General features: G+C 41.2%; 17 protein-coding genes. 5 read left to right on the top strand and 12 right to left on the bottom strand.

Annotation, left to right across the window (positions count from 1 at the left end):
• Positions 1 to 64: 64 nt before the first annotated feature.
• Complete coding sequence (locus tag IGI41_RS09505; RefSeq protein WP_430609554.1) at positions 65 to 565, bottom strand: GyrI-like domain-containing protein; 501 nt, start codon at positions 563 to 565, stop codon at positions 65 to 67.
• A gap of 123 nt (positions 566 to 688) precedes the next feature.
• Here IGI41_RS09505 and IGI41_RS09510 point away from each other — a divergent pair, with 123 nt between their 5' ends.
• Positions 689 to 1,888: a YdcF family protein gene (locus tag IGI41_RS09510; protein WP_430609555.1), complete on the top strand. Its 1,200-nt coding sequence runs from the start codon at positions 689 to 691 to the stop codon at positions 1,886 to 1,888.
• A gap of 55 nt (positions 1,889 to 1,943) precedes the next feature.
• Here IGI41_RS09510 and IGI41_RS09515 read toward each other — a convergent pair whose 3' ends face one another.
• On the bottom strand, positions 1,944 to 2,453 hold the full coding sequence (locus IGI41_RS09515; protein ID WP_430609556.1) for an HD domain-containing protein: 510 nt from the start codon (positions 2,451 to 2,453) through the stop codon (positions 1,944 to 1,946).
• A 123-nt stretch (positions 2,454 to 2,576) separates the two neighbouring features.
• Positions 2,577 to 3,335 (bottom strand): TrmH family RNA methyltransferase, encoded by a 759-nt coding sequence (locus IGI41_RS09520; protein ID WP_430609557.1) that lies wholly within the window; start codon positions 3,333 to 3,335, stop codon positions 2,577 to 2,579.
• Positions 3,336 to 3,438: 103 nt separating this feature from the next.
• Between IGI41_RS09520 and IGI41_RS09525 the strand changes: the two genes are divergently transcribed.
• The 3 genes from IGI41_RS09525 to IGI41_RS09535 all read left to right on the top strand — a co-directional run bounded on the left by IGI41_RS09525 (position 3,439) and on the right by IGI41_RS09535 (position 5,831).
• Positions 3,439 to 3,717: an acylphosphatase gene (locus IGI41_RS09525; protein ID WP_430609558.1), complete on the top strand. Its 279-nt coding sequence runs from the start codon at positions 3,439 to 3,441 to the stop codon at positions 3,715 to 3,717.
• 115 nt (positions 3,718 to 3,832) lie between these two features.
• Entirely contained in the window at positions 3,833 to 4,765 is a 933-nt protein-coding gene (gene yidC / locus IGI41_RS09530; protein WP_430609559.1) for a membrane protein insertase YidC, read from the top strand.
• A gap of 124 nt (positions 4,766 to 4,889) precedes the next feature.
• Positions 4,890 to 5,831, top strand: coding sequence for an AEC family transporter (locus IGI41_RS09535; protein WP_430609560.1), 942 nt, complete (start codon positions 4,890 to 4,892; stop codon positions 5,829 to 5,831).
• Positions 5,832 to 5,919: 88 nt separating this feature from the next.
• Here the strand turns inward: IGI41_RS09535 and IGI41_RS09540 are convergent, their stop codons facing one another.
• The 9 genes from IGI41_RS09540 to rpsB form a co-directional block, all read right to left on the bottom strand.
• Positions 5,920 to 10,269: a PolC-type DNA polymerase III gene (locus tag IGI41_RS09540; protein WP_430609561.1), complete on the bottom strand. Its 4,350-nt coding sequence runs from the start codon at positions 10,267 to 10,269 to the stop codon at positions 5,920 to 5,922.
• Between the two features lie 107 nt (positions 10,270 to 10,376).
• Positions 10,377 to 12,086, bottom strand: coding sequence for a proline--tRNA ligase (locus IGI41_RS09545; protein ID WP_430609562.1), 1,710 nt, complete (start codon positions 12,084 to 12,086; stop codon positions 10,377 to 10,379).
• A 71-nt stretch (positions 12,087 to 12,157) separates the two neighbouring features.
• Positions 12,158 to 13,426, bottom strand: a complete 1,269-nt coding sequence (gene rseP, locus IGI41_RS09550) for an RIP metalloprotease RseP (protein WP_430609563.1) — start codon at positions 13,424 to 13,426, stop codon at positions 12,158 to 12,160.
• Between the two features lie 153 nt (positions 13,427 to 13,579).
• Positions 13,580 to 14,386, bottom strand: a complete 807-nt coding sequence (locus tag IGI41_RS09555) for a phosphatidate cytidylyltransferase (protein WP_430609564.1) — start codon at positions 14,384 to 14,386, stop codon at positions 13,580 to 13,582.
• Positions 14,383 to 15,180, bottom strand: coding sequence for an isoprenyl transferase (locus IGI41_RS09560; protein WP_430609565.1), 798 nt, complete (start codon positions 15,178 to 15,180; stop codon positions 14,383 to 14,385). Before IGI41_RS09560 ends, IGI41_RS09555 begins: the two co-directional genes overlap by 4 nt.
• Before the next feature lie 171 nt (positions 15,181 to 15,351).
• Positions 15,352 to 15,909: a ribosome recycling factor gene (gene frr / locus IGI41_RS09565; RefSeq protein ID WP_430609566.1), complete on the bottom strand. Its 558-nt coding sequence runs from the start codon at positions 15,907 to 15,909 to the stop codon at positions 15,352 to 15,354.
• A gap of 1 nt (position 15,910) precedes the next feature.
• Positions 15,911 to 16,633, bottom strand: coding sequence for a UMP kinase (gene pyrH / locus IGI41_RS09570; protein ID WP_054116500.1), 723 nt, complete (start codon positions 16,631 to 16,633; stop codon positions 15,911 to 15,913).
• Positions 16,634 to 16,777: 144 nt separating this feature from the next.
• A complete protein-coding gene (gene tsf / locus IGI41_RS09575) occupies positions 16,778 to 17,659 on the bottom strand; it encodes a translation elongation factor Ts (protein ID WP_430609567.1) in 882 nt (293 codons plus the stop codon).
• A 110-nt stretch (positions 17,660 to 17,769) separates the two neighbouring features.
• On the bottom strand, positions 17,770 to 18,558 hold the full coding sequence (gene rpsB / locus IGI41_RS09580) for a 30S ribosomal protein S2 (RefSeq protein ID WP_430609568.1): 789 nt from the start codon (positions 18,556 to 18,558) through the stop codon (positions 17,770 to 17,772).
• Positions 18,559 to 18,862: 304 nt separating this feature from the next.
• On the opposite strand from rpsB, the gene IGI41_RS09585 reads away from it, so the two are divergent.
• Complete coding sequence (locus IGI41_RS09585; protein WP_430609569.1) at positions 18,863 to 19,333, top strand: arginine repressor; 471 nt, start codon at positions 18,863 to 18,865, stop codon at positions 19,331 to 19,333.
• The last annotated feature ends 46 nt before the right edge of the window (positions 19,334 to 19,379 follow it).

The raw sequence follows: 19,379 nt of genomic DNA on the forward strand, positions 1-19,379 counted from the left end.
AAACATCTTCCTTGGCTGACGTTTGCAGCCGCTGGAAGATGTTTTTTAATTTGCACACGATTTTTTACAATTCTGGGGTTTCTAGCGGTTCTATTGGAAAGTACAACTCAACCTCACCATCTTTGAAATGCGGAAGATATCTTTCTTGAATTGCGGCAGCTAATCGAACATTGTTTTCAGGCAAAACTTCTGAAAGCATTTTTTCTGTCATCATACTTAAATTTCTCTCATCGGTTTTGATTGCCAAATAGGACATAGCCGGCATTTCCCAGCGTACCCAGCCAACTGGTGGGAAGTTTTCTGTCAATACTTTGACACCGGCTAAATAGCGACCGGTTTCTTGCCACGGCTCTAACCATTTTTCACCATCACTCATCAGCCCCCAAAATTCCAAATCTTTGGCTTCTTGATCACTGACTAAATAGTCGATTTCTTGAAAATCCTTCGTAGCAAGTTCCCACAATGCTGGTACCCACGAACCACCATTTTCAGCTAACCCTTTTCCTTCTTTTCCGACCACATAAAATGCTGGCACATCTACGCGAATGACTTCACCTAATTCCATGATCCATCCTCCTTCTTTTCTTTATTTTAGCGAATACAAAGAATTTCAGCAACTTTGACCTCATACTACAGTATTTTCCAAGAAATTTGGTATACTAAAGGTATTGTTGAAGGAGTGAATCATATGGCTTTTACACCATTGCTGATTTTTGGCATTATTTATTTTTTGGGTGTGTTTGTGGTCCAAAAATACCGCAAACAAAAAGATGATCCCGATATATTTTTCTTTGAAACGTGTTGGACGATTTTCGCTTTATTGGTCTATTTGGCGATTGCAGAAATGCGAACCGGTAGTTTTTTTATTCTCTTTCCTGTCGCGCTGGGGAGTCTTTTCTTGTACGCCTATCGCCGGAACAAACATCGCTTGATCAATGGTTTATTGTTCAATGTATTTATTTTATCTTTTGGCGGCTATTTGATCATCAACTTATTCCGAACCGAAGACGTACTTGTGGGCGGATTACTGGCGGTCTTGCTGGCTATCTTTTTGGCGGTCCTCTTATTCGGATTGGTCACATTGATCGTATTCCTTTATTGGAATTCATTGGTGGTTTTTCGGAGAGAATCCCATTCGATCGCCAATCTTCTGACATTGATTTTGGCTGTTGTCTTGACGATTTATTTATTCTCTGATGTTCTCCTCCACCCTTTTCCACAGTGGGTCCGTGTCCTTTTTGGGATTGCTCCTGTGAGTTTGTTCTATTTATTTATCGTTTTCTTGAATTTTTTGTCTGTGTCCCTCATCTATCAATTCAATCATCCACGATATGATCAAGATTTCATTATCGTTTTGGGTGCTGGTTTGATCAATGGCACAACCGTATCACCTTTATTGGCACAACGAATCAACAAAGCAATCGACTTTTATCACTTACAATTCAAAGCCAAAAAACAAGCTCCCCGATTGCTGATGTCTGGTGGACAAGGGAGTGATGAAAAAGTACCAGAAGCGATTGCGATGAAAGAATATGCCATCGCACAAGGTATTCCTGAGGGTGAAATTTTGGTAGAAACCAATTCTACCACTACCCTTGAGAATATGCAGTTTTCAAAAGAAGTCATGGACTCACTGAAGCCAAAAGGCTATAAAGCGATTTTCAGCTCCAATAATTACCATATTTTCCGTGCTGGTTTGTATGCAGATCAAGCAGGGGTCAAAGCTGATGGTATTGGTGCCCACACTGCTTTTTACTACTTGCCAAATGCCTTTCTGCGGGAATTTGTCGCGATTTTATTTATGCATAAAAAACGACATATCATCGTCGTATCTGGAATCATTATCTTTTATATCCTGGCTGCTTTGCTGCAACTATATTTGACATAGCAAAAAGACCAGTTGAACGTTTATGCGTTCAACTGGTCTTTTTTATTTTGTCAAATCAATGGATTGTACGCTGTCTTTTCCAAAATCTTTGGGCCCATTTTTCTTTCAACCCTTCAGTCATTGGTTCAGAAGCTTCTTTGATGGCACAATACTTATCCACCATTGTGACGATATAGCTTTCTTTATATCGTGGTGGTGCAATCGTTGCCCCCCACATATGCTTCAAAATAATGTCTTTTTCAAGATCGCTTAATTCAGTGATTTTTTCGGCATTTTTTACTGCAATTCGCGGATGCATGTAAGCATGTGTACCTTCATCAAACTTTGTTGTCCGCCAATCATAATAAAACAAATCATGAAGAAGTCCTGCTCGAGCTGTTGCACGGGCATCACCGCCCCATTTCTTGGCCAATTTGTAACTATAATATGAAACGCTGATCGAATGTTCCAAACGAGTGGAATTCATATGTTGCACAAAGTTGGCTAATTTTTTCACAGCGTCTGTTTCTAACAGGTCCGCTACGTAAGACATATATTCGCTATCTTCTTGCCATTTATCTGTCATAGATTCTTTTCTGCCACCTTTTTTGATCTGCTTGGTTGTTACAAGTTAAAGTATAGCACCATTGAAGGGGTTTTTCTAGGTTACGTCAATCATCGCAGCAGAGTTTAACAGTTCCTTAATGATCTAACCAATGGCATGATACATCAATATACCTGCGGCAATCGCCACGTTTAGGGATTCTGCTTCCCCATAAATTGGAATGTAGACATTTTGATCAGTCAGTGCCAATAGTCCTTTTTGCACACCCTGCCCCTCATTTCCAAGGATGAAGGCTGCCGGATATTGCTTGATTTCGGTATAAGGGAGGGCATTTTTATTTAGTTCAGTGCCATAGATCATGACTGATTCTGCGCGCAACGCTTCAATAAAGGCAGAAATTTCTCCTTCAACGATGGGCAAGTGGAAATTGCTGCCTTGCATGCTTCTTAATACCTTTGCGCTGTATAGATCTGCCGTCCCTGTTCCCAAGAAAACACCAGTAAATCCAGCTGCATCAGCCGTACGAATCATTGTGCCGACATTTCCTGGGTCTTGCACATTATCTAAAATCAGCCAATTTCCTTTTAAGTGATCTGGCATCTGATTTTCTTTCTCTACTACTGCAAAAATCCCTTGTGGCGTGGGCAACTCTGACAGATAAGCAGCAATCTCCTCAGTGATCACATAAACAGCAGCCTCCAAAGGTGCAAGAATGGCACCAAATTCATCATAGCCGTGTGTTGTGACAAAAATTGTTTGAATAGCTGCTTTCGCTTTGATTGCTTCTTGGACCAAATGCCAGCCGTCGATAAGATATTGGTTGGTTTGCTGGCGGTATTTTTTTTGTGCTAACTTCTTCGTTTCTTTGATCAGTGTATTCTTTTTTGACTGAATCTCATTCATGGTTTTCACCTCGCTTCATTATAGCATGAGTCAATCAGTGAAACTTGTTCTTTTACAAAAAAAACGCTATCATGAAAATAGAATACTTCTAGGAGGTTACCTAATGAAAAAAGTACGAATCACAGTCAAAGGACGTGTTCAAGGCGTTGGTTTTCGCTATACCACCAAAATGTTGGCTGATCAACTGGGTATCACTGGTACTGTTAAAAATGAGGCAGACGGCAGCGTGACGATTGAAGCTATCGGCGACTCGAATGTGATCGATCAATTTATTGAAGGGGTAAAAGGTTCACCTTCCCCCGCTGGTAAAGTAAATGACATCACGATCACCGATGATCCCAACATACAGTCAAGGAAAAATTTCGATGTTGTTTATAGCTGACGCTCATGATAAAAAAGATTGACTTTTCAATGAATTTCTCTTTGTACATTGAAATAGTTGGTCTTTTTTAGTATAGTTGTTTTTGTCTAAATTTATTGTGAAGAGGAAGAAAAAAATGTCTAAAATGAATAAATGGTTCCTTACATCTGGATTATTTGGTCTTTTATTGGCTTTATCTGGTTGTGTAAGTACGAATGCTGATGGTACGCCAAAAGAGACTGGCGTGATCTATCGTTTCTTGGTGAAACCACTTGGCAGCATGATCACGATGCTGGTTGAGAATTTTAATTGGTCATATGGTTGGGCAATCATTGCTGTGACGATTATTGTCCGCGTGATTATTTTACCGTTAGGTATCAATCAATCACGTAAGACAATGATCCAAAGTGAAAAAATGCAATTTTTGAAACCGCAAGTCGATATTGCCCAAGCCAATTTGAAAAAAGCAACGACACGAGAAGAACAAATGCAAGCGCAAGCAGACATGCAAAAAATCTACTCTGAAAACAACGTCAGTATGTTCGGCGGTATCGGTTGTTTGCCATTGCTGATCCAAATGCCGATCTTTTCAGCTTTATACTTTACCGCACGTTATACACAAGGTATTCAAAATTCTGAGTTCTTTGGTTTTTCATTGGGCGAGCCAAGTATCATCTTTGTTGCGATTGCCGGGATTTCTTACCTAGTCCAAGGATATATCTCAACCATTGGTATTCCAGAAGAACAAAAGAAAACCATGAAAACGATGTTGATCGTTTCTCCATTGATGATCGTCTTTATGTCCTTAAGTGCGCCAGCCGGCGTGACACTCTATTGGGTTGTCGGTGGGGTCTTCAGCTGTATTCAAACATTTATTACAAATGTCATCATGAAACCAAGAATCAAAGCCCAAGTAGAAGCGGAAATGAAAGCCAATCCGCCAAAAACAGTCGTGACACCACGTAAAGATGTCACACCAGAAAAAACAGCACCAACCAACGCAAAAAAATTGAACAATGGGAAACAAAATGGGTCAGGCCGGAACGCTGGCAAACAACAACGTAAATAATAAAAAAACCAAATCACTTTCTGATTTGGTTTTTTTATGCAATCCATCTGAGAATTTTGGTATTTCTTTTAGAGGAGATTGCATGTTTTTCATTGATTCGTTATAGTAAATGAGAGGTGAGTAGATGTTTGATGCATATATCAATATTTTTGTGATTTTTAGTTTGATGTTTATTGGTTATTTTCTTTCATATAAACAATGGTTTTCAAATCGAACAGCAGATACATTCTCAAAACTAGTATTAAATTTAACTTTGCCAGCCAACATGTTTTTGACGATCATCAAAAATTTTACCAAAGAGGAATTTCTTTCCTTGGTTTCTGGTATGATCATTCCCTTGCTTTCGATGTTGATCACCTATTTTGTTGGTCATATTTGGCGGCGTATCTTTCACGTTGAGAAAAAGCATCAAGGCGCTTTTTCCTCCATGTTTACTTTCTCGAATACGATTTTTATTGGATTACCGATCAATTTGGCTATCTTTGGTGAAAAAGCGGTCCCTTATGTTTTACTGTATTATATCGTCAATACAACATTGTTTTGGACGATCGGTATCTTTGAATTGGCCAAAGACAGCCCCCATTTCGAAGAAGCGCAGGTATCTTTCCATCCTTTAGTCGTCATCAAAAAAATATTTTCACCTGCCTTGATTGGCTTTATCATTGGTTTGATATGGATGTTGCTAGCGATTCCTCTGCCACACTTTATTGATAGTCTTGGTAGTTATTTGGCTGATTTAACAACACCCTTATCGATGTTCATCATTGGGATCATTGTTTATTTCGGCGGTCTAAAAAATTTAAAGCTGAACAAAGATATTGCAGGTATTCTTTTTGGTCGTTTTATTCTTTCCCCACTGATCGTTTTCGGATTAGGCTACTTGATCAAAATCCCCGAGCTGATGCTGCAAGTCTTTGTTATCCAAGCTTCGATGCCTGTTCAAAACTCAGTTCCGATCTTAGTCCGCAATTATCAAGGCGATGAAGAGTTTGCCACCACTGCTTTGGGGGCCTCTGTTTTGTTGTATATGATTTATATCCCGATATTGTTGTTGCTGCTGTTTTGATCAATAGTAAGAAAAAACGTCTATCATATGAGCGTAAGAAGACTACACTCAAACATGATAGACGTTTTTTGTTGGTTCTAAATATTTCTCACAACATATCAAACAACGACAACTGATTCTCATCAGGCAGGTCTTTCAAGACCCCATTATCCGTCATATATTCGATCAATGTTTTCGATACTTTCCCGCGATTGGCTAAGTCTTCTTTCGACAGGAATGGACCATCTTTGCGGGCTTCGACGATTTGTTTGGCTACGTTTAATCCTAAACTAGGTACTGCGCGCAGTGGTGCGATCAATTTTTTGCCATCGATGACAAAGTTTTCAGCATCAGACTTATAAAGATCGATCATGCCAAATTCATAACCGCGCTCCAGCATTTCATTACATAATTCCAAAACAGTAAGCAAATTTTTCTCTTTCGTTGAAGCATCCATGCCCTTGTCATTGATTTCTTGCATCCGTTCTTTCACGGCTTCTTTCCCTTTGGACATTGCAATCAAATCAAAATCATCGGCACGAACTGAGAAATAAGCACAATAATAAAGAATCGGGAAATAGACTTTAAAGTAGGCCACCCGCAGCGCCATCAATACATAGGCAGCCGCATGGGCTTTCGGGAACATGTATTTGATTTTCGAACAAGAATCAATATACCATTCCGGTACATTGTTTTCTCGCATCGCTTGCAAATAGGTATCTCGGAGGTCATCCGGTATTTTGTTCCACTGTCCTTTACGCACGGTCTCCATGATTTTGAATGCCATCCCATCATCAAGCCCTGCATGGATCAAGTAAACCATGATATCATCCCGACAACCGATTACTTCTGCCAAGCTGGCATCCCCACGGCGAATCAGTTCTTCAGCATTTCCTAACCAAACATCGGTACCATGAGAAAGCCCTGATATTTGCAGTAATTCAGCGAAAGTCGACGGATGGGTTTGATCAAGCATACCCCGCACAAAACGGGTCCCAAACTCAGGGATACCTAACGTACCGGTTTTAGAGTAAATCTGATCTTCCGTGACACCTAAAACATCTGTACCGCCAAAGATACGCATCACTTCTGGGTCATCCGTCGGAATCGTTTTAGGATCGATCCCGGACAAATCTTGCAGCATTCGAATCACCGTCGGATCGTCATGCCCTAAAATATCCAGTTTCAATATGTTGTCATGGATCGAGTGGAAATCAAAATGGGTCGTTTTCCATTCAGCGTTCAAATCATCTGCTGGATACTGGATCGGTGTAAAATCATAGACGTCCATATAATCAGGAATAACAATGATCCCTCCCGGATGCTGACCAGTCGTTCTTTTGACGCCGGTCGCGCCTTTAGCCAAACGATCAACTTCGGCTGCCCGGTAATGGAGATTATGATCGCGCTCAAAACCTTTCACGAAACCAAAAGCCGTTTTATCCGCTACGGTGCCAATGGTCCCGGCACGATAAACATAGTCTTCTCCAAACAGTACTTTGGTATAATTATGCGCTTCTGGTTGGTATTCTCCAGAAAAATTCAAATCGATATCGGGTACTTTGTCTCCGTGGAACCCTAAGAATGTCTCAAAAGGAATGTCATGACCATCTTTGTTCAAGCGAGTCCCACATTTTGGACATTTTTTCTCAGGCATATCGTACCCCGAACCATAAGACCCATCTTCATAGAATTCGGAATATTGACAATCTGGACAATAATAGTGCGGGGCCAATGGATTGACCTCTGTGATCCCGGTCATAGTCGCAACAAAACTTGACCCTACGGATCCCCGCGAACCTACGAGATAGCCATCTTCATTGCTCTTGTGCACAAGTTTTTGGGAAATCAGATAAATCACTGAAAACCCATTACCAATAATCGAATCGAGTTCTTTCTTTAATCGCTTTTCTACGATTTCTGGCAATGGGTCACCATACAACTCTCTAGCACGGTTGTAACTCAGATCAGTGATTTCTTGTTCTGAGCCAGGAATTTTTGGCGTATAGAGATCGTCTTTGACTGGAATGACCTTCTCGCAAAGATCAACGATCTTGTTAGGATTCGTCACAACGATCTCTTTTGCTACCTCAGGCCCTAAAAACTGAAACGCGGTCAACATTTCATCGGTTGTCCGGAAATGAACAGCGGGCAAACTATGACGGTTTAACGGGTTCGCTCCCCCCATTGAATTGATCAAGATTTTCCGATAGATGGCATCTTCTTCATTCAAATAATGGACATTTCCTGTAGCCACCACGATTTTTCCTAGATCTTCACCCATTTGGATCAAATTACGAATGATTTCTTCCAAATCAGATTCGCTTTTGACCAATTCAGTTTCAATCAAGTGGGCGTATACTTCCTTTGGCATGACTTCGATGTAATCATAGAATTTTGCCAACTCACGGGCAGCATCGACCCCTTTTTGCATCATCGCAACAAACACTTCACCTTTATCACAAGCGGTTCCCACCAAAAGGCCTTCTCGTAATTTTACCAATTCAGAACGCGGAATACGTGGTACCTTATCATGAAAATAAGTAATATTAGACATAGAGATCAATTTGAAAAGATTTTTTAGACCCGCTTGTGTCTTGGCTAAAATCGTGGCATGAAACGGACGTGCAGCTTTAAATGAGTTTTCTCCACCGACATGACGGTTCAAGTCTTCATGCAAGAACATGTCATGGTTTTCCATCGCTTCTTTGACAAAGATCCAGGCTAAATGGCCGGTTGCTTCGGCATCAAAAATGGCTCGGTGATGTTGTTCCAGATTCACACCAAACTTCTTGGACAAGACACCTAAACCAAAACGTTTGAATTGCGGATAGAGGTATCTTGCCAACTCTAAGGTATCGATCACCGGATTCTCTGCTTCCGGGATTCCATATTTACGATAACTGGTATTTAAAAAGCCCATATCAAAAGAGGCATTGTGGGCAACTAAAATCGCCCCTTCAGAAAATTCTCGAAACAACCGCAGCACTTCTTCTTCTGACTTGGATCCTCGTACCATTTCATCGGTAATCCCTGTCAACTCAACTGTTGTTCTTGACAATGGATGACCTGGATCGATAAATTCATCAAACGAACCTTCGACATTGCCTTTGTGCATGCGAACAGCAGCCAGTTCAATGATCGTATCATAAACAGCAGATAGTCCGGTGGTTTCCACGTCAAAAACGATGTATGTGGCATCTGTTAAAGGGATCGGTTTAGGATTATAGGCAACAGCGACCCCATCATCCACAATGTTGGCTTCAATGCCATACAATATTTTGACTCCTGCTTTTTCGCCGGCGTGATGGGCATCCGGAAAGGCTTGGGCTCCGCCATGATCGGTAATAGCAATCGCTCTATGTCCCCATTTTCCGGCTTGCGCCACATAATCCGCCACGTTATTGGTCGCGTCCATCGTACTCATGTTGGAATGTAAATGCAATTCTACTCGTTTTTCGCCTTCTGGTGCATAATCTTTTCGCGCCTCATGCTTCACTTCTAAAAGGTCTTGGGCATTCATGACCAAATCTCGCATAAAGGTATCTTCTTGGACACTTCCTCGAACCTTGACCCAGCTCCCTTTGGCAATTGCATCGAAGATTTGTTCATCTTTTTCGTTGTTTGAGAACTTCTTCACACTAAAAGATGAGGTATAATCGGTGATTTTTAAGATCAAAATTTTTCGTTTCGACCGCAATTCCCGAACTTCTTTATCAAATACGTAACCTTGGATGGTTACCCGACGTTCTTCTTCGATGATATTGATCATTGGTGTGACTGGTTCATCCGTTGGGATATTTCTTCCCAAAGCAATTGGTCCATCAAAATCGACTGTTTTGACTTCTTTTTTGCGTTGTTCATGGGCCATTAAGTTTTCAGCAGCTTGAAGTTGGAAGGCGGCAGTCTGTTCTTCTTTTCGCGCTTCCAATTGCTCTAGCGCTTCTTTGGCTTGCATCTCATCTAACTGGGGAAGAATGCGGAACTTTTGGAAGCCAAACGCACCATAGTTTTCTTCAATGATTGGTAAATATTGTTGCTGCAAGATGGTAATCACCGCATCATTATTGACTGGAAGAATAACTTTGGCACCTTCAACGATTGGCATTTGGCTTTTGACCACTTGATTGATCAGCGGACGGTCACAATTTTGATTGGCTAATGCCAATGGCCAATATTCTTGGATCAATTGCTGATCAAATCCTCCGTCCACAGCTTGAATCACTAATCTGACTTCAGCAATATCTTTAAATGCCAGTTCAAGGTGTTGTTTGAATGATTGATAGACCATCACCGGCATGATTTTATCCATTTGAATATGGAAGGTCCATGCTTTTGACTGGCGATGTACCACCACTTGATTGATTTGTGCTGTTTGGATCAATGGATGCTGCCGCAAATTTTCAGCGGCATTGATTTGTTCTAACAAAATCTCAAAGGTTTCTCTTTCTTTTGACAATTGAAGATCCTCCTTTTCTCAGTACTCACTAGTATACCTCTTTTTCCATTTTCTTTCATTAAAAAATCGAGAAAGGATGTCCTCTCTCGATCATTTATTCGCTCGATTTATTCTTGATTGCTCATCAATATCGTTAAGGTTGAAGCCACTTCATCTTTGCGCACTTCAATGGTTGCACCACTATGCTTGATCTTGATTTCAACAATACCCTCAGTCGCTTTTTTTCCAATGGTCAAACGGATCGGACAGCCGATCAAATCAGCGTCAGCAAATTTGACACCTGCACGTTCATTACGGTCATCCACCAAGACATCATAGCCGACTTGCTTCATCATTGATTCGACTTCTTGGCAAAGTTCCTCTTGATAAGGATCGTCTACTGCTGTTTGAATGATATGAACATCAAAAGGTGCAATTTCTTGCGGCCAATCAATTCCGTATTCATTGCCATGTTGTTCGACGATCGTGGCAAGTAAGCGAGATACACCGATTCCATAACACCCCATTAGCACTGAAGTTTCTTGCCCTTTTTCGTCGACGATCGTCGCTTGTTGGGCTTCACTATATTTTGTACCCAGCTTGAAAATATGCCCCACTTCGATCCCCCGTGTAAAGGTAAGGACACCTTGTCCATCTGGTGAAGGATCCCCTTCTTGTACCAAACGGAAATCACCAAAAGCGATGGGTTGAAAATCTCGACCAATATTGGCATTACGCAAATAAGATTTAGCATCTTTTCCAGCCACAAGCACATTGGTCATATCTTGCACATGCTGATCTGCATAGAGATGAATCGATGCAGATAAATCGATTGGACTGCGTACTTGTGCAGATTCATCGATGCGTGACTGAGCATCTGCTGCTGACAATGGCCTGATTTGCTCACCAGCTAAAAATAGTTTTACTTTGGTTTCATTGATTGTATGGTCACCTCTAAGTAAGACCATCACCATTTGATCATCTACCAAAAATAAGTGTGACTGGATGATTTTGTTGAGATCTATATCAGCTGTTGCAGCTACCTCGTCGATTTGCCGATCATTGTCTACTTGGAATGTTTCTAGCGGCAAAAAGGTTTCATGCGATTTTTTAGGCGAATAAAGACTTGTGGCCAATTTCCAGTTGGCGACATAGTCGCTTTCTGTCGAATAGCAAAGCAATTCTTCCCCAATGCCAGATAATGCTAGAAATTCTTTTGAATCATGACCGCCCATTACGCCGTTATCCCCTAATACAGTCCGATAATCGATACCGCAACGACGAAAAATCGCATGATACGCCGCTTCATATTGACGGTAACTGGCATCTAAACTTTCTGTATCTGCATGGAATGAATAACCGTCTTGCATCAGAAATTCTCTGCTGCGAATCAACCCAAATCGCGGACGTTGTTCATCACGATATTTGGTTTGAATTTGAAATAAATTTAGCGGCAATTTTTTATAAGAGGTCACTTCATTTTTGATCAATTCCGTAAAGGGCTCTTCATGGGTTGGCCCCAACACCATTACCCGCTCATTGCGATCTTTTAGACGATAAAGGGCATGGCCATAAAGCGCTGCCCGCCCTGAAACCTCCCAGGGCTCAAAGGGCAGTAATGAGGGCATGGCCATTTCGATTGCATCGATTTTCGCAAGTTCTTCGCGAATCACCGTCTTGATTTTTTCTAATACCCGTTGCGCCAAAGGAAGATAGATGTAAATTCCAGAGGCGGCTTGTCGTATATACCCTGCCCTAACTAAGAGCTGATGACTAAGTGTTTCCGCATCACTTGGTGTTTCTCGTAATGTTGGAATCAACAGTTTAGACTGTTTCATTTTTTTCTCCTTCACTGCAAAAATTCGTTAATCTATCGAATCGATGATGCTCTTTGATCCTTATATGCCATTTAAAAGAAGAAACGCTGAATATCATTCCAAGTCACTAAGACCATCAACAGCATCAGAAAACCAAACCCGATCAAGGTAATGATACCCTCTTTTTCTTGACTGATCGGCTTGCCTCGTACGCCTTCTAAGATATTTAAAACCAGCTTGCCGCCATCTAAACCTGGAATCGGTAATAAGTTGAATATCCCTAAGTTGATCGAAATCATCGCCATCATACCAATAACTGTCATCAGACCTTGAGAAGCAGCTTGAGAGGACAATTGAAAAATCGCTACCGGACCACCCAGTTTATCTAAATCAGGCTGCGTAATCAAATTGCCTACTGCTTTAAAAATCACAAGTGCATTGTCCATCGTCATTTGCAGACCACCTAACAGAATTGCACCAATACCCGTTTTCAATGAAGGTGTAACACCCAAGACCCCAATGGTTTGACTTCCTGAGGTATTGCTTGATGGCGTAGCTGTCAAATCAAGGGTTTGATCTGCCCGCTGTACGTCTAATGTAATTTGCGTATCAGGATACTTCTGGATCTCCGTCGTCAATTCAGACCAGTTCGTCACTTTTGTCCCATTGATGGCCAAAATTTCATCCCCGTCTTGTAATCCGGCTTCAGCTGCCGCAGAACCTGATTCGATTCCTGAAACAACGGTTGCCTCTTGATTGACGACACCGCCTTGTGCAAAAACCAGTCCCGTGAATAACACCAATGCCAAAATAAAGTTATTCATTGGACCGGCAAAGTTGGTCAACATCCGTTGCCAAAGTTTTGCTGATTGGAATTGAACGTCCAACGGTGCGATGCGCACTTCGACGCCATCTTCATGAATGATTGACGCATCATGGTCCACACTGTACGTCGCTACTTCTTGTTCATTGCCATTGACATAGCCTGAAATCGTTAGTTTGTCTTCTAAATCAAAGGCAGTGACTTCCATTGGAATCGCTTCTTGCAATTGAATCTTTTTGCTTGTATTGATTTTCAATACCTTTCCTGTCGCATCTTGCACCAGAGATACTGGCATACCTGGTGTGATCTCTGTTTCGTCTTCACCCCAGCCCGCCATTTGGACATAACCGCCCAAAGGCAGCATGCGTATCGTATAGGTCGTTCCGTCTTTGGCTTGGTGCGCAAATAATTTTGGTCCCATGCCGATCGCAAATTCCCTTACGAGGATACCTGCTCGCTTAGCAAAGAAATAGTGTCCGAACTCGTGGATCACAACCACCACAGAAAAGATGATAATAAACACCAAAATCGTTTTCATATTGGTTCCTCTCTTTCGCAGGTTCCCTATCTATCAGGGCAACCTTTCCTTATTTTATCATACCGCTGCACATTGAGAAACTCACATTCTGCTTGTAACAAGAATGTAAAAAAAGAAGTCACAGCTATGCTGGACTTCTTGATTGCGCTTGATTTAGAAAACACCGAACAAATACATGATTGGAAAGACGAAGAGCATACTATCGAAACGATCCAAAATCCCTCCATGACCTGGCAAAATATTGCCTGAGTCCTTTACACCATAATGCCGTTTGATCGCTGATTCCACTAAATCTCCAAATTGACCTGCAATCGAAAAGATGATCGTTAATAAGATCATCAAAAGTGTCCCATGACCAAAGTAATCTTTTCCAGGAAAAGCCAGCAAATAAACAGCAGCCACCACAACTGCCGATGCAATCCCGCCTAGCGCACCTTCGATGGTCTTGTTTGGCGAAATATCCGGCCAAAGTTTATGCTGTCCAAAGCGTCTACCCGCCATATAAGCACCGATATCAGTGGCCCAAACCACGAATAAACCAAAAACCAATACTACTAATCCGTCTGTTGCTGAACGTGCTGTTAAGAAACGTTCAAAACCGACACCCGTATATAAACTTGCTAATACGGGAAAACCTGCTTCATCAAAGGTATACGTATTTTTGGAAATGACTGCAATCCCTAATAACAGCAAAACGACAAAATAATATAATGCACTTTTATCTGTTCCATCAGGCAAAAAAGCGAACCAGCGATCTTGCGGCAATACTAAAATAACCGCACCAATCATCGCCAATATCCCTTCAAAGCTTAAAACAGCCAAACCTTTCATACGAAATAATTCAAATACACCAATACCAGCTAACAATGCAGCTAGTAGTTCAATCGCAATTCCGCCAATATAAATGATTGGCAAGAAAAAAGCCAAAGCGATAACTGCAGTAATCACTCGTTGTCTCACTCTTCTTCCTCCTTCTGTGCTAAGCCGCCAAAACGCCGATTGCGTTGTTGAAAGCTTCCGATCGCATCTTCTAACAAAGCAGGATCAAAATCTGGCCACAATGCTTTGGTGAAAAACAATTCGCTGTAGGCAATTTGCCACAACAAAAAATTACTGATCCGTTCTTCGCCACTCGTACGGATCACCAATTCAGGATTCCGCAATTTAGCGGGCAAAAAACCCGTCATCAAGCGCTGATCGATCATTTCTTCCGTAATTTCGGATGGTTCGTTTTCTAATGCCATTTCCTGATATAATGACTGGATTGCTTGCAGCATCTCAGCTCGACTACCGTAATTTAAGGCAAAATTCAATACCATTCCAGTATTGTCTTTGGTTTGTTCGATTGCTCGACGAACAGCTTCTTGCGTATGGGCAGGCAGTGATTCAGTAAAACCCATGACATGGACTTTAACATTTTCTTTGATCAATTCAGGGACAAACGTATCAAAAAAATCAACGGGCAATTGCATGAGATAATCCACTTCATCATTCGGCCGCTTCCAGTTTTCAGTTGAAAATGCATACAAAGTCAATACTTTGACACCTAATCTTGAAGCGTGGGTGGTGATTTTTTTGACTGTTTCCATTCCTTCTTTGTGTCCAGCTACACGGGGCAGACGCCGATTTTGGGCCCATCGACCATTGCCATCCATAATGATCGCGATATGCATAGGTATCGGCAGTGTCGCATCAAAGGGATGGACTGCTGCTTCTTTGATATATTTGTCTTTTTGTGGAAAAAAACGCAACATCCTATTCGCTCCTCTTCCATTTCTTGAAATTTATCTTTATCATTATAACAATAATCACATTTCTTGCCTATGAAAACCGAAAAAAAGAATTTCATATTAAGAAAAAACAAAAAAACAAGCGCTATTTTTAGCCAAAAAAAGAGGCTGCGCCTGCAGCCCCTTTATTCAACCTTACACTTCTAGTAGTTCTTGTTCTTTTTCAGCAGCAATGCCATCGATCTCTTTGATGCTGTTATCTGTCAATGTTTGCACTTCTTTTTCAGATTCACGCAAATCATCTACCGTGATATCGCCAGCTTTTTCTTGCTTCTTGTATGCTTCCATCGCATCACGCCGAATATTGCGGACTGCAATTTTGGCATTTTCAGCTTCTTTTTTGACATCTTTGGCCAATTCTTTCCGGCGTTCTTCAGTTAATTGTGGAATCACTAAACGAATCACATTTCCGTCATTGGCGGGTGTAATACCAATATCACTTTGCATGATCGATTTTTCGATTTCTTGGATCATTGTTTTGTCAAATGGTGTGATCATCAAAATTCTTGCTTCAGGAATTGTGATTGATGCCATTTGGTTCAATGGTGTTGGGACACCATAATAAGTGACCATCACACGGTCCAAAATGCTCGCATTTGCACGTCCAGCGCGAATTTGTCCCAATTCCCGTTGCAAGTTTTCTGCTGCCTTTTTCATTTTATCAGTTGCTTCTGTTAAAATCTTGTCTGCCATTTTATTTCCCCCTTACTGTTGTGCCAATATTTTCGCCTAAAATAGCACGACGAATATTGCCTGTTTCGTTTAAATTAAAGACAACTAGTGGAATATCGTTGTCCATGCTTAAAGAACTTGCAGTTGAATCCATGACTTGCAATCCTTTAGAGATTACATCTAAATGGGTCAATTCCTCAAACTTCACAGCATTTTGATCCACTTTAGGATCCGCTGAGTAAACACCATCAACATTGTTTTTAGCCATTAAAATAACATCAGCATTGATTTCAGCAGCACGCAATGCAGCTGTCGTATCCGTAGAAAAATAAGGATTTCCGGTACCTCCGGCAAAAATCACGATCCGTCCTTTTTCCAAATGACGCTCTGCTCTGCGACGGATATAAGGTTCTGCGATTTGACGCATTTCAATCGATGTTTGCACACGCGTAGGTACACCTGCATTTTCCAACGTATCTTGCAAAGCCAATGCATTCATGACTGTTGCCAACATCCCCATATAATCCGCTTGTGCTCGTTCCATACCCATTTGGGCGCCAATTTGTCCGCGCCAGATGTTGCCGCCGCCGACAACGATCGCCATTTCAACACCTAATTCATGTACATCTTTGATTTCTTTGACGATTTCTTGAATCGTTGGCGGTTTGATACCGAAACCTTCGTCACCTGCAAGTGCTTCGCCGCTTAATTTTAACACAACACGTTGATATTTAGGTTTGACCATTATGATTCCTCCACACATTCTCCAATACTATTGTAGCATATTGGTGTTCTTTCGTTGAAATTATCTTCATTCTTTTGCAAAACTGTTTTTGCTTAAAAAAAGGGAGCGCACTTCCATGCGTTCCCATCTGTTCAAGGAACAGAATTATTTTTTCACTTGGCTCATTACTTCTTCAACAAAGTTATCTTCACGTTTTTCGATACCTTCGCCGACTTCAAAACGAACAAATGATTTCACAGTTGCACCTTTAGAAGCAACATATTTTTCAACAGTCATATCTGGGTCTTTAACAAAAGGTTGGTCAACTAAAGCAATTTCAGCTTTAAATTTCTTCAAGCGGCCTTCAACCATTTTTTCAACAATGTTGGCTGGTTTGCCTTCGTTCAACGCTTGTTCTGTTAAGACTTGTTTTTCATGGTCTAATTCTTCTTGAGAGATTTGTTCTTCGTTTACATAGCGTGGATTGATTGCAGCAACGTGCATCGCAACGTCTTTGGCTACTGTTTCATCCGTTGTGCCTTCAAGAACAGTTAAAACAGCGATACGTCCGCCCATGTGCAAGTAGCCGCCAAATGCTGCGTTATCATCTTTTTCAACAACTTCAAAACGACGGAAGCTGATTTTTTCACCAATGACTTGTGTTGCTTCGATTAGAACTGCTTCCATTTTGCCTTTAGACGTTTCTAATTGCATTGCAGCATCCATATCAGCTGGCTTGTTGGCCGCGATCACTTCAGCGATTTCTTTAACTAGATCTTGGAACATTTCATTTTTAGAAACAAAGTCAGTTTCAGAGTTTACTTCAACGATAGCCGCTGTGTTGCCATTGATTGCTACTGAAGCCAATCCTTCTGCTGCGATTCGGTCATTTTTCTTCGCTGCTTTAGCCATGCCTTTTTCACGTAACAAGTCGACTGCTTTTTCGATGTCGCCTTCTACTTCAACCAATGCACGTTTTGCGTCCATCATACCTACACCAGTCATATCGCGTAATTCTTTTACTAATTTAGCTGTTACTTCTGCCATTATTTGTTTCCTCCTAAATGTTTTTGAACAAGTATTCTTGTCTTTAAAAAAAGCTGTTTCAAAGGAGAGTGAGGCTTGGCGCCTAGCCTTTGAAACAGCTCCATCATTTATTATTCAGCTGATGCGTTGTCGCCTTCGACAACATCAACGATTTCTTCGATTGAAGTTGCGTTTTCAGTTGACTCAGCAGCGAAGTCTTCTTCTACTACTTGGTCTTCCCCTTGATTGCCTTCGATGAAAGCATCTGCCATTTTAGCAGTGATCAATTTAACGGCGCGGATTGCGTCATCGTTTGATGGGATCACAACATCGATTTCATCTGGATCGCAGTTTGTATCAACCATGGCTACGATTGGGATATTTAATTTACGCGCTTCTTGGATCGCAATGCGCTCTTTGCGTGGGTCAACAACGTACATTACATCTGGAATTCTAGGCATATCAGCGATACCACCCAAGAATTTTTCAAGACGTTCACGTTCTTTGTTCAAACCAACGACTTCTTTTTTAGGAAGTAATTCGAATGTACCGTCTTCTTCCATTTTATTGATTTGTTTCAAGCGAGAAACACGCTTTTGGATTGTTTCCCAGTTTGTCAATGTTCCACCTAACCAACGATGGTTGACATAGTATTGACCTGAACGGATTGCTTCTTCTTTGATTGCTTCTTGCGCTTGTTTTTTTGTTCCTACGAACAAAGCAACGCCGCCTTCTTCAGCAACATTTTTCATGTAGTCATAAGCCACATCTACTAATTTAACTGTTTTTTGCAAGTCAATGATGTAGATGCCGTTTCTTTCTGTGAAGATATATTTCTTCATTTTTGGGTTCCAGCGACGTGTTTGGTGACCAAAGTGTACGCCGGCTTCTAGTAATTGTTTCATTGAGATTACTGCCATGTTGTGTTTCCTCCAATTGGTTTTTTTGTTTTCCTCTCTTGTTCTTTTGCTCTTTGAAGAACTGACGATCGTCAGCACCACTTCGCAGATGGAGCAAGATGTGGGATAATAGCATCGAAAAACTGACGCCTTAAACAGTATACAGTAGCTATTTGATAAATGCAACTGATTCAACAAAAAAATACCAGTAATCATTGCTGCAAAACATTCCATATCTGATCTTTTTAGTAGAATTTCTGGGCATTTCCTTGATTTTCTGCTATGATAGGGCTGATTCATTCAATCATCTAAAGGAGTTTGACCTATGCGTAAAGCTGATCGCCATTTATTGATTCGACAAATCATCACTGAACATACTGTGCGTACCCAAGACGAATTACTGCAGCAGTTAGAAAAGCACGGTGTGACAGCAACACAAGCCACTATTTCTCGGGATATCCGTGATATGAAAATCGTCAAAATACCAGATGAAACTGGTCAAACCAAATTTGTTATTTTCCAAGGTTTGCATTCATCTGATAATGAAAAAGTTGAAGAGCAGCGTTTGGCACAAATGATCGAAGAAGTCGTGACCAAAATCGACCGCGTCCAATTTATGACATTGATCCACACGATTCCTGACAATGCCCCTTTGCTGGCAGCAGCCATCGATGATGTGACGATGCCCGAAAAAGTCTGTTCATTGGCAGGCTTTGATACAGTCGCAGTGATTTCACGGACGGAAGAAGATGCCGAAAAGTTTTTTGACTTCATTCAAGCACATGCTGTGTTGTAAAATATATTTATCACTTCATTATGACAAAAAACCACGTCTCCCTAAA

Source organism: Enterococcus sp. DIV0876, from assembly GCF_050529585.1.
Lineage (GTDB): Bacteria > Bacillota > Bacilli > Lactobacillales > Enterococcaceae > Enterococcus_D.